Origin of the sequence: Cupriavidus sp. SHE, from assembly GCF_000812445.1 — a bacterium.
Taxonomy (GTDB): domain Bacteria; phylum Pseudomonadota; class Gammaproteobacteria; order Burkholderiales; family Burkholderiaceae; genus Cupriavidus; species Cupriavidus metallidurans.
In genome coordinates, this window is sequence record NZ_JWMB01000008.1 from 49,632 (window position 1) to 61,397 (window position 11,766).

Below are 11,766 nucleotides of genomic sequence, written 5' to 3' on the forward strand. Positions count from 1 at the left end.
TGGGGTTCGTGATGAAGCGTGGTGGGATTCATGTTGCTGTGGCGCTGCTGTTATTCGCGGGCGCCGCGCAGGCCGTGCCCACGTTTCGAGAGGTTCGCGCCAACTGGCGCAGCGCCGATATCGTGGTGGTGGATCGCCACGGCGAAACCGTGGCCCGCGTGCGTGACGACTTCCGCGCGCGGCGTGGCGACTGGGTGACGCTGACCGATACGTCGCCGGCCTTGCGCACCGCCATCGTGCTATCCGAGGACAAGCGCTTCTACGTGCATAGCGGCGTCGACTGGCAGGGCGTGGCGGCTGCCGCATGGGCCAATCTGTGGAACACGCGCACACGTGGCGCTTCGACGCTGACGATGCAGCTCGCCGGGTTGCTCGACGAGGATCTGCGCGCGGGCCGTGGTCGCAGCATCGGACAGAAAGTCGAGCAGGCGGTCAGCGCGGCGTCACTTGAGCGTGGCTGGAGCAAGGACCAGATCCTCGAGGCATACCTGAATCTGGTGCCGTTCCGTGGCGAACTGGTGGGGCTCTCCGCGATGTCGCAGACGCTGTTCGGCAAGGTGCCGAGCGGGCTCGACGCGCGTGAGTCGGCAGTGGCCGTCGCGCTCGTGCGCGCGCCCAATGCCTCGGCCGCGCAGGTGTCCAAGCGTGCGTGCGGCATTCTGCGCGACATGGGCCAGCCGCGCGAATGCGAGGGGCTCGACGGTTTCACCGCGCTGGTGCTGGTGAAGTCAGCCAGTGCGCAGACCGGCCCGCAGGCCCGCAACGCCAATCTCGCGCCGCATCTGGCGCGTGCCGTTATCGCGCAGGCACGAGAGTCCGGCAAGCCGGTGCCGCCGCGCATCACCTCCACCCTCGATGCCGGGCTGCAACGCGTGGCGGTGACCAGCCTCGATCGCCATCTGCGCGAGCTGGCGGGGCGCAATGTCGAGGACGGCGCCGTGGTGGTGATCGACAATGCCAGCGGCGACGTGCTGGCCTATGTCGGCTCTTCAGGCATCCTGTCCGCGGCGTCACAGGTCGATCACGCGGCGGCGCTGCGGCAGGCCGGTTCGACGTTGAAGCCATTCCTCTATGAACAGGCTATCGAGGAACGCAGGCTGACCGCGGCTTCGCTGCTTGACGATCGTCCCGTGAATCTGCCTACCGGCGGTGGCCTCTATATTCCGCAGAACTATGACCATCGCTACGCAGGCTGGGTCAGTCTGCGCGCCGCGCTGGGTTCGTCGCTGAACGTGCCGGCCGTGCGCACGCTGGTGATGGTGACGCCGCACCGCTTTCATCAACGGCTGGTGGCGCTCGGCCTGCCGCTGACGCAATCAGGCGACTACTACGGCTATAGCCTTGCGCTGGGCAGTGCGGATGTGTCGCTGCTGTCGCTGACCAATGCCTATCGCAGCTTCGCCAACCAAGGCGCGTATGCGCCATCGCGGATGACGCAGAATGCGGCCGTACCGTCGAAGCAGAACGTGATGATGCCGGCGGCGACGTTCGTGATCGGGGATGTGCTGTCTGATCGCCACGCGCGGGCGCGCACGTTCGGGCTCGACAGTCCGCTGACCACGCGTTTCTGGACGGCCGTGAAAACCGGCACGAGCAAGGACATGCGCGACAACTGGTGCGTCGGCTGGTCGGAGCGCTACACAGTGGGCGTGTGGGTCGGCAATGCCAGCGGCGCGAGCATGCACGACGTGTCGGGAGTGTCTGGCGCAGCGCCCGTATGGCATGAGGTCATGGAAGCGCTGCATCAGCGCACGCCGAGCCGCGCGCCGGCGATGCCATCAGGCGTTGAGCGTGTGGCATTGACGTTCGATGACGAACTCGAGCCAGCACGGCAGGAGGTATTCCTGAGCGGCACCGCGATGCGGCGCGTCAGTGTGGGCACGACGGAGCAGGGCAACACGATGCCGGCTATCGCCAGCCCGGCCGACGGCACGATCTTCGCGCTCGATCCCGATATTCCTCCGGCCGCGCAGCGGATCTGGTTTCATGCCGATGGGCTGACGGGTCAGACCGCGCGCGCGGTGAGCTGGCGCATGGACGGCAAGCCGCTCGGTAAGGGCGGGCAGGTTGCCTGGTTGCCATGGCCGGGCCGGCATCGCGTGCAACTGGTCGATGCGGCGGGGAAGGTCGTGCACGAGATCGGCATCGAGGTGCGCGGCGCGGGCGTTCGTGAGACGGCGGCGCCACGGAAGACGCCTGCGGGGCCGGTCCGGCAATAGCCGCACGACGCGCGTATCATCGCGGGGTTCGCTGAAGTACCTATCCTGAGGAGCTTCCAGATGACCACACCACGCAAGCTGGGCCGTAACGGCCCCGAGGTATTTCCCATCGGTCTGGGCTGCATGGGCATGAGCGAGTTCTATGGCGCGCATGACGATGCCGAATCCATCCGCACGATTCACCATGCGCTCGACCACGGCGTGAATCTGCTCGACACCGCCGACATCTATGGTCCACACACGAACGAGCAACTCGTGGGGCGCGCGCTTGCCGGTGGCCGGCGCGACAAGGTGGTGCTGGCGACCAAGTTCGGCATCGTGCGCGATCCGTCGAATCCGACGGCGCGCGGCGTCAATGGTCGTCCCGAATATGTGCGCGCCGCCTGCGATGCGAGTTTGAAGCGGCTCGGTGTCGACCATATCGATCTGTACTACCAGCACCGCATCGATCCCGATACGCCGATCGAGGACACCGTTGGCGCAATGGCCGAACTGGTCAAGGCGGGCAAGGTGCGGTGGATCGGCCTTTCTGAAGCCGGTGTCGAGACAATCGAGCGGGCGCACGCGGTGCATCCGGTCACGGCGCTGCAGACCGAGTATTCGCTCTGGACGCGTGACGTCGACGAGAACGGCATCATGGCTACCTGCGAGCGGCTTGGCATCGGCTTCGTGCCGTATAGCCCGCTGGGCCGTGGGTTCCTGACCGGCGCGATCCGCACGCCCGACGATTTCGAAGCGGACGACTATCGACGTACCAATCCGCGCTTCATGGGCGAGAACTTCGCGCGCAACCTGCAACTGGTCGATGCCGTGCGAGCGTTGGCGAGCGAGAAGGGATGCTCGCCGGCGCAACTGGCGCTGGCCTGGGTGCTGACGCGCGGTGAACACGTGGTGCCGATTCCCGGCACGCGGCGCGTGGCCAATCTCGACGACAACCTGGGCGCGCTCGGCGTGACGTTGAGCGCGCAGGATCTGGCCCGCATCGACGCGATCTTCCCGCTGGGCGCAGCGGCGGATACGCGCTATGCGGCAGCGATGATGCAGTTCCTGTCGCGCTGAGCGGAACCGAGTCATCGGCGCGGCGTACTTCCGGCGACTCTCGGCGACAATGGCGGTCTCGTTTGCCAAACCGCCTTGTTGCCGATGACCGCTCCCGCCGCTTCGTTCGTCCCCCTGGATGCCGCCGCCACGGCGGCACGCCTGCCTTATCCGGAACTCGCCCAAGCCATCGCGGCCATGCTGGCCGAGCTACGCGACGGGACCGCCATGGCGCCACCGCGTATCGCGCTGCCGGTCGGTGACGCGGAGCGCGGGCATGGCACGCTGCTGGTCATGCCGGCACGCAACCGCGACATCGTGATGACCAAGAACATCACGGTGCATCCCGACAACCCGCAGCGCGGGCTGCCCAATATCCTCGGCGAGGTGGTCGTCGCCAACGCACACACTGGTGAACGGATCGCATTGCTCGATGGCCCGACCGTCACGGGCCGCCGCACAGCTGCCGTGTCGCTGCTCGCGGCCCAGTCGTTCGCGCCGGTGTCGGATGGCGAGCTTCTGATCGTCGGCGCAGGCGTGCAGGCGCAGACGCATCTCGAGGCGTTCGTGGCTGGCTTGCCCGTTCGCAAGGTCTGGCTGCATTCGCGCACGCGAGACAAGGCCGAGGCGCTGGCCGAGCACGCCGGGCGCCTCGGCGTCTCGGCCACGGTGATCGAGGATGTGGCGGAGGTGCTGCCGCGTGTGTCGATGGTGGTGACGGTGACATCGAGCCGCACGCCGGTCCTGCCCGATCTCGACAGCGGCCTGTGGACCGACCGCCATTTCATCGCAGCAGTGGGCGCATTCCGACCGGAAATGTGCGAACTGCCTCCGCGGCTTTGCCATGCGGCGGCGGCCAGTGGACGTCTGCTGGCGGACACGCTTTTCGGTATCGAGGATGAAGCGGGAGACCTGCTGCAGGCCGGTATCGACTGGCAGACCGTGCAGCCGTTCGAGACAGCGATCCTGGAGGCTGACGCATTGCGTGCGCGGACCGGGAGTCCTCTCGTGTTCAAGAGCGTGGGCTACGCGCTCTGGGATCTCGCAGCATGCGTGCTGGCCAGCAAAAAGTGACACAAAATGCCTTCGCACAATACCCGAACGGGTGTTTGAGCACGGTCAGCTGACGCCAGAAGGGCCATTTTTCCGAAATGGTCTTTCATGCTTGAAACAGAACCGTTGCGCGGAAGCGTCGGTGCGTAGGCAAAAACCCGAAAATTCCTACTCAGACTTTGGGTTAACCCTGTCTTTAGGGCAAATCTTCTACCGTTGGGTAACCGGTTTGAAACAGTCGGGGCCCGGCGCGCAGGATAATGCGCCCCTAGCAGTGCGTTGTAACCAAAGGACGGAGTAAGAGGAACAATGAAGACGATCTATAAGAAGATGCTGGTGGCAGGCGCCGCCATGGCACTGGCTGGTGTTGCACAGGCTCAATCGGCAGGCAGCAATATGGTCAGTTTTGGCTGGATGCGAATCATGCCGACGGGCCACTCGGAATTTCTGACCATTGATTCGATTGGTGGCTTCCCGGTCGGTGCGCAGAAGCCGAACACGGGCGCGACGATCGATTCGGCCGATACGCTCGGCCTGACCTTCGCCCACTTCTTTACCGACAATATCTCGGCGGAATTCGTGCTCGGCGTGCCGCCGAAGCACAACGTGAGCGGCGACCGCGGCTACGAGAAGTACGGCAAGCTGGGCGAAGTGCGCCAGTGGAGCCCGGCCATCGTGGCCAAGTGGCACTTCTTCGACGCCAAGACCAAGTTCCGCCCGTACGTCGGTCTTGGTGTGAACTACACCTGGTTCACGGGCGAATCCGTGACCAACCAGTCGTTCGTGCAAGGTGAATTCGGTCCGGGTTCGCATATGACCGCAAGCGCCAAGTCGTCGTGGAACCCGGTGTTCAACGTCGGCGCCAGCTACGCCGTGACCGACAACTGGTTCGTCGGCTTCTCGGTGTCGTACGTGCCGGTCACCACCACGGCCAATTTCACGACGACGCTGGCCAACGGCGCGCAGGTCCAGTCGCACACGAAGATCAAGATCGATCCGGTTGTGACGTACCTGAACGTCGGCTACCGCTTCTGAGCCTTTCCGGCGCGGACGTGAAAAAGGGCACCCTCGGGTGCCCTTTCTTGTTTGGCGGCGACGATCAGCTTGCCGACTTGACCGGGTATCCGGCGCCTTCGATGGCCTGCTGCAGCGCCTGGCGGTCCGCAGCCGACTCGACCTTGACCGATTGGGTTGGCACATCGGCCGATACGCGAGCAGCCGGGTCCACGGCCTGCACGGCGCGGGTGATGGAACCGACACAGTGGTTGCAGGACATGCCTTCGACTTGGAACTGGATCATGGTGATGACTCCTGTTGGGTTGGATCGGTGAGCAATGAATCTCGACGACAGGTTGAAGTGTGAACCTTCCCACCATGGGAAGCGCAAGTGTCGCGTGCGGCTCAACAAATCCTTGACCTTCCAATGGTGGTAAGGTTCACAGTGCAGTTGTCGCGCTCCGTCGCTCAGATTCCACGACTCCGATGACCCATCCTGCCGCATCTCTCCAACCATCCGAATGGCGTCTACCTGTTGAGGGTATGACGTGTGCTTCGTGCGTGCGCCGCGTGGAAACGGCGCTGGCCAAGGTGCCTGGCGTGCATGACGTCGCGGTCAATCTGGCCACCGAGCAGGCCACGCTGCAGGCCGATAGCCCCGAAGTGCTGAACGCGGCTGCCAAGGCCGTGGCCGATGCCGGCTATGACGTGCCGCGTGCCGAGATCGAACTCAATATCGCCGATATGACCTGCGCGTCATGCGTGGGCCGTGTCGAGCGTGCGTTGCGCGCCGTGCCGGGCGTGGTGGACGCGCAGGTGAACCTGGCCACTGAGCGTGCCACGGTCACCGTGCTGCGCGGCGCGGCCGATGTGGAGACGCTGGCCGCCGCCGTGGAGCGCGCCGGGTACGGTGCCACGCCGGTGGTCGAAGCCGCTGCCGCAGCGGTGGGTACGGCCGAGGCCGGTCCCGGTTTCTGGGCCGGCCCGTGGCCGGTGGTGATCTCGGCAGCGCTGTCGTTGCCGCTGGTGATGCCGATGGTGCTCGAATGGTTCGGCATCCACGCGATGCTGCCGGGCTGGGTGCAATGGGCGCTGGCCACGCCGGTGCAGTTCGTGTTCGGCTGGCGCTTCTACAAGGCGGGCTGGAAGGCGGTGCGCGCCGGTGCCGGCAATATGGACCTGCTGGTCGCGCTCGGCACCTCGGCGGCGTACTTTCTGTCGATCTGGCAGATGGCCGAGGCTGGCGATGCCATGCCACATCTCTACTTCGAAAGCGCGGCCGTGGTGATCACGCTGGTGCGGCTGGGCAAATGGCTCGAGACACGGGCCAAGCGCCAGACGGCCGACGCGATCCGCGCGCTGGCTGCCTTGCGCCCCGATACCGCACAGGTACGCCGCAACGGCGTGGAGCAGACCGTGCCGCTGGCCAGCGTGCGTGTTGGCGATGAGATCGTGGTGCGTCCCGGCGAGCGGATTCCGGTAGACGCCGATGTCGTGGAAGGCAGCAGCCATGCCGACGAATCGATGTTGACCGGGGAATCGGTACCCGTGCCCAAGCAGCCCGGCGACAGGTTGACCGGTGGCTCGATCAACTATGACGGGTTGCTCGTGGCACGCACGGCGGCCGTCGGCGCCGAGACCGTACTGGCGAAGATCATCCGCATGGTCGAACATGCCCAGGCCGCGAAGGCGCCGATTCAGCGCATGGTTGACCAGGTCAGCGCGGTATTCGTACCAATCGTGCTGGTCATCGCGCTGGCGACACTGCTTGGCTGGGGCCTGGTCATGGGCGATTGGACCACCGCATTGCTCAACGCCGTGGCGGTGCTCGTGATCGCCTGCCCGTGCGCGCTGGGTCTGGCCACGCCGACCGCGATCATGGCGGGCACTGGCGCGGGCGCCCGCGCGGGCATCCTGATCAAGGACGCGGAGGCGCTCGAGGTGGCGCATCGCGTATCGGTAGTAGCTTTCGACAAGACCGGGACGCTGACCGTGGGCAAGCCCGAGGTGGTGGCGCTGCACGCCGCCGATGGCGACGAGCCCGCATTGCTGGCGAAGCTGGCTGCACTCCAGGCCGGCAGCGAGCATCCGCTGGCGCGCGCGGTGACGACGCTTGCCACGGAACGTGGCATCACCGTGCCAGCGGCCACTGACGTGCGCGCGTTGCCAGGACGCGGTATCGCTGGCATCGTTGCATGGCAGGCACTGCAACTCGGCAGCGATGGCCTGCGTGCCTCGTTGCAGGCCGATGCGGGGTCGCTGCAGAACGATGCCGAGCGGCTGCGTGGCGAAGGCCGCACCGTCTCCTGGCTGATCGATACAGACCAGCGCCGCGTGCTGGGGCTGGTGGCATTCGGCGACGCGATCAAGCCGGGCGCCGCTGCCGCGATCGCACGCCTGCGTGAGGCCGGCATCCACACGGTGATGCTGACGGGCGACAACGCAGGCGCCGCGGCGCGTGTGGGCAAGCAACTGGGGCTCGACGAAGTGCAGGCCGAGGTGATGCCGGAAGACAAGGCCGCGCGTGTCGTCGCGCTCAAGCGCGGTGGCGAAGCCGTGGTGGCGATGGTGGGCGACGGCATCAACGATGCCCCCGCGCTGGCGGCGGCCGATGTTGGCATCGCCATGTCCACCGGCACGGACGTGGCGATGCACGCGGCCGGCATCACGCTGATGCGGGGCGACCCGGCGCTGGTTGCCGATGCGCTGGCCGTGTCGCATCGCACGGTGCGCAAGATCCGCCAGAACCTGTTCTGGGCCTTCATCTACAACGTGATCGGCATTCCGCTCGCGGCGGCCGGTCTGCTCAATCCGGTCGTGGCGGGCGCCGCCATGGCATTTTCAAGTGTCAGCGTGGTCAGCAACGCACTGCTGCTGCGCCGCTGGCATCCGCTCGCAGGCAGTGGCCACAAGGAGGTAACGCAATGAACATCGGAGAAGCCGCGGAAGCCTCGGGCGTTTCCGCCAAGATGATTCGTCACTACGAGTCGATCGGACTGGTCGATGCGCCGCCGCGCAGCGAGGGTGGGTATCGGCGGTATGACGAACGCGCGGTGCACACCTTGCGCTTCGTGCGGCGGGCCCGTAATCTCGGATTCTCGCTCGACGAGATTCGCGGTCTGTTGTCGCTCTGGCATGACCGGGCGCGCGCCAGCGCGGATGTGAAGGCGCTGACGCTCAAGCACGTGGCCGACCTGGAAGTCCGCATCGCCGAACTCGCTGCGATGCGCGACACACTGCGGTCGCTGGCCGAAGCGTGCACAGGCGATGACCGGCCCGACTGCCCGATCCTGTCGGACATGGCCCGTGCCGACGGCGAGGATCGCCCGGCCTGCCATCACTGAGTGCTGGCGGCCCGGGGCCGGGGGAGCGCAGGCGTCAGCGGTACTGAAGGATCCAGATCCAGATCACTAACAACAAGCAGGCGTACCCGACGAGGAGACGTGTGGGATGAATGAACCTGTGACCGCCGCTGGCCTGCCAGGCGCGCGCGAATCCGCCGTAACCGGAGCCGTACCCACCGAGACACGCCAACGAATGCGCGATGGCACCGAGTTGCTGCTGCGCACCTGGCTGCCCGATTCCCAACGCTTTGCCGAGCCGCTTGGCACGGTGCTGCTGGTACATGGGCTGGCCGAGCATAGCGGGCGCTATGGCCACGTTGCTGCCGCGCTCTGCGCGCTCGGCCTGCGCGTGCGGGCCTACGACCATCGCGGCCACGGCGCGAGTGGCGGGCCACGCATGGTGGCGCCCACGCCGGACAGCTATCTCGACGATCTGGCCGAAATCTACGATGGTGCAATGCGGCAATGGAACGAATTGCCGATCGTGCTCGGGCACAGCATGGGCGGACTCATTGCTGCGCGCTTTGCCACCGCGCGCGTGCGGCCGATCCGCGCGCTGGTGCTGTCGTCGCCCGCGCTGGCGCTTCGTCTGTCCAATTCTATGCTTACGATGCATCGAGTGTTGCTTGCTTTGATGCCGCGTATTCGTGTGCCGAATCCAATTGATGCCCGGCTGTTGTCCCACGATGTCGAAGTGGGGCGCGCATATCGCACCGATCCGCTGGTGCAGGGGACGATCAGCGCCAGCGTGCTGGAGACATTCATCCGGGGAATGCCGCAGGCCCTGGCTGATGCGCCGCGGCTGGAAGCGCCCATGCTGATGCTCGTGGGTGGCGCGGACCGCATCGTCGATCCGGAGGGCAGCCGCATCTTCTTCGAGAGCGCGCCAGAGGATCTGCGCGAGATGGTCTGGTTCGACACTGGCTATCACGAGATATTCAATGAAGCCGAGCCGTTGCGCGGCGAGGTGTTTGCGGCACTGACCGGCTGGCTGCGGCAGCGCCTGGAGACTCCGGCAAAGCACTGACGGCGGAAGCACCCCGAGTCGTGCGATGATTTCGGGCATTCCAGCAGTAACTGCCGGTGTCTGAATAGGATCGCAGGGAAATGGAGACGTTCGACTACATCATCGTGGGTGCGGGTTCGGCGGGTTGTGTGCTGGCCAACCGGCTGACGCAGGACAGCGATGTCAACGTGCTGCTGCTCGAAGCGGGCGGCAAGGACGACTATCACTGGATTCATATTCCGGTCGGCTATCTCTATTGCATCGGCAATCCGCGCACCGACTGGCTCTATCGCACCGTGGCCGAAGCCGGCCTGAACGGCCGCTCGCTCGGCTATCCGCGTGGCCGCGTGCTGGGCGGGTCATCGTCGATCAACGGCATGATCTACATGCGTGGCCAACGCGAGGACTACGACGACTGGGCACGCATCACTGGCGATGACGGCTGGCGCTGGGACAACGTGCTGCCGTTCTTCAAACGCAGCGAGGACCATCACCGTGGCGCCAACGAGTTCCACGGGGCCGGCGGCGAATGGCGCGTGGAAGCGCAGCGGCTGCGCTGGGAAATCCTCGAGTGCTTCATCGAGGCCGCCGAGCAGGCTGGCATTCCCCGTACCGACGATTTCAATCGCGGCGACAACTTCGGCGTGGGCTATTTCGAGGTCAACCAGCGTCGCGGCATTCGATGGAATACGTCGAAGGCGTTCCTGCGCCGTGCGGCGGAACGGCCCAACCTGACCATCGTCACCGGCGCGCAGGTCAGCGCCTTGACGTTCGATAGCCCGGACGGCCTGCGCTGCACCGGCGTGCAATACCTGGGCGGTGGCCAACCCCACGAGGCGCGCGCGAAGCAGGAGGTGATACTTGCTGCCGGCGCGATTGGCTCGCCGCAGTTGCTGGAGCTCGCGGGCATCGGCCAGCCAGACCGGCTGCAGGCGCTTGGCATCCGCGTGCGCCACGCGCTGCGCGGTGTGGGCGAGAATCTGCAGGATCACCTGCAGTTGCGTTCGGTGGTCAAGGTCCAGGGCGTGCGCACGCTCAACACGCAGGCGGCGCATTGGTGGGGCAAGCTTGGCATCGGCCTGCAATACGCCTTCAACCAGAGCGGGCCGATGAGCATGGCGCCGTCGCAACTCGGCGCGTTCGCGCGCAGCGATCCGGAGCAGCCTCGCGCCAATATCGAATACCACGTGCAGCCGCTGTCGCTGGACAAGTTCGGCGATCCATTGCACAGCTTCAATGCCTTCACGGCGAGCGCCTGCAATCTGCGCCCCACGTCGCGCGGCAGCGTGCATATAGAAGACGCCGATTTCCGTCGCGCGCCATTGATCGCGCCGAACTATCTGTCCACTGAGGAAGACCGCAAGGTCGCCGCGGATTCGATCCGCCTGACGCGGCGCATCGTGTCATCGCCGGCATTGGCGCGCTACAAGCCGCAGGAGTATCTGCCCGGCGCGACATTCCAGACCGACGAGGAACTGGCGGAAGCTGCTGGCGCGATCGGCACGACAATCTTCCATCCCGTCGGCACTTGCCGCATGGGTGGCGCGGAAGATGCCGACGCCGTCGTCGACAACCGCCTTCGCGTGCGGGGCATCAGTGGTCTGCGCGTTGTCGATGCGTCGGTGATGCCGTTGATCACGTCCGGCAATACGAACTCGCCGACGATCATGATTGCCGAGCGCGCCAGCGATATGATCCGCGCGGATCGCAAGGCAAGCGCTGGTAATCCGGACATCGTCACGGCGCCGTCACCAGCAGTCACTGCATAGTCAGCATGCGGTGCGACACGCACCGCATGAAGACCTGCTGATTACATCATTTTCACGCAGTTTCGACGTCTCTCGCAGACGTCGGTACGCGCTCGCACGTCTGTCGCGTGGGTGACATATCGTGCATGTATTACGCCTAGTGCAAACCCCGATGTTTTGCGACGCAGCAGGCGCACACAATAGTCGCCGGCATATCGGTGCCGCAGACTCCACTTGGTGCTGCGCCACCGCGCCAGTCCGGCAGCCGCGCCGAATCACACCTACAAAGCGGCAACCATGGCGACACAGCGCCGGAGTTCGAACCATTGTCAGTTGCCGGCCAAAATCCGGCATCGCAGCAA

Annotated in this window: 9 protein-coding genes; 8 read left to right on the plus strand and 1 reads right to left on the minus strand. The window is 65.6% G+C overall.

The window, feature by feature from the left end; translation table 11 throughout:
• The first annotated feature begins 11 nt into the window (after positions 1-11).
• The 4 genes from pbpC to RN01_RS03685 all read left to right on the plus strand — a co-directional run bounded on the left by pbpC (position 12) and on the right by RN01_RS03685 (position 5,345).
• Complete coding sequence (gene pbpC / locus RN01_RS03670; protein WP_017511491.1) at positions 12-2,219, plus strand: penicillin-binding protein 1C; 2,208 nt, start codon at positions 12-14, stop codon at positions 2,217-2,219.
• Between the two features lie 60 nt (positions 2,220-2,279).
• On the plus strand, positions 2,280-3,278 hold the full coding sequence (locus RN01_RS03675; RefSeq protein ID WP_017511490.1) for an aldo/keto reductase: 999 nt from the start codon (positions 2,280-2,282) through the stop codon (positions 3,276-3,278).
• 84 nt (positions 3,279-3,362) lie between these two features.
• On the plus strand, positions 3,363-4,331 hold the full coding sequence (locus tag RN01_RS03680) for a delta(1)-pyrroline-2-carboxylate reductase family protein (RefSeq protein WP_017511489.1): 969 nt from the start codon (positions 3,363-3,365) through the stop codon (positions 4,329-4,331).
• Between the two features lie 288 nt (positions 4,332-4,619).
• Entirely contained in the window at positions 4,620-5,345 is a 726-nt protein-coding gene (locus RN01_RS03685) for an OmpW family protein (RefSeq protein ID WP_008640969.1), read from the plus strand.
• Between the two features lie 64 nt (positions 5,346-5,409).
• Here the strand turns inward: RN01_RS03685 and RN01_RS03690 are convergent, their stop codons facing one another.
• Positions 5,410-5,610, minus strand: coding sequence for a heavy-metal-associated domain-containing protein (locus RN01_RS03690; RefSeq protein WP_008640966.1), 201 nt, complete (start codon positions 5,608-5,610; stop codon positions 5,410-5,412).
• 182 nt (positions 5,611-5,792) lie between these two features.
• Between RN01_RS03690 and RN01_RS03695 the strand changes: the two genes are divergently transcribed.
• The 4 genes from RN01_RS03695 (at position 5,793) to RN01_RS03710 (ending at position 11,425) form a co-directional block, all read left to right on the plus strand.
• On the plus strand, positions 5,793-8,234 hold the full coding sequence (locus tag RN01_RS03695; protein ID WP_024569225.1) for a heavy metal translocating P-type ATPase: 2,442 nt from the start codon (positions 5,793-5,795) through the stop codon (positions 8,232-8,234).
• Positions 8,231-8,650 carry a Cu(I)-responsive transcriptional regulator gene (cueR, locus tag RN01_RS03700; protein ID WP_017511487.1) on the plus strand — a complete coding sequence of 140 codons (420 nt, stop codon included), beginning with the start codon at positions 8,231-8,233 and terminating at the stop codon, positions 8,648-8,650. The genes RN01_RS03695 and cueR overlap by 4 nt, the downstream gene beginning before the upstream one ends.
• A gap of 106 nt (positions 8,651-8,756) precedes the next feature.
• Positions 8,757-9,677, plus strand: a complete 921-nt coding sequence (locus tag RN01_RS03705; protein ID WP_017511486.1) for an alpha/beta hydrolase — start codon at positions 8,757-8,759, stop codon at positions 9,675-9,677.
• A gap of 80 nt (positions 9,678-9,757) precedes the next feature.
• Positions 9,758-11,425: a GMC family oxidoreductase gene (locus RN01_RS03710; RefSeq protein ID WP_024569224.1), complete on the plus strand. Its 1,668-nt coding sequence runs from the start codon at positions 9,758-9,760 to the stop codon at positions 11,423-11,425.
• Positions 11,426-11,766 lie beyond the last annotated feature (341 nt).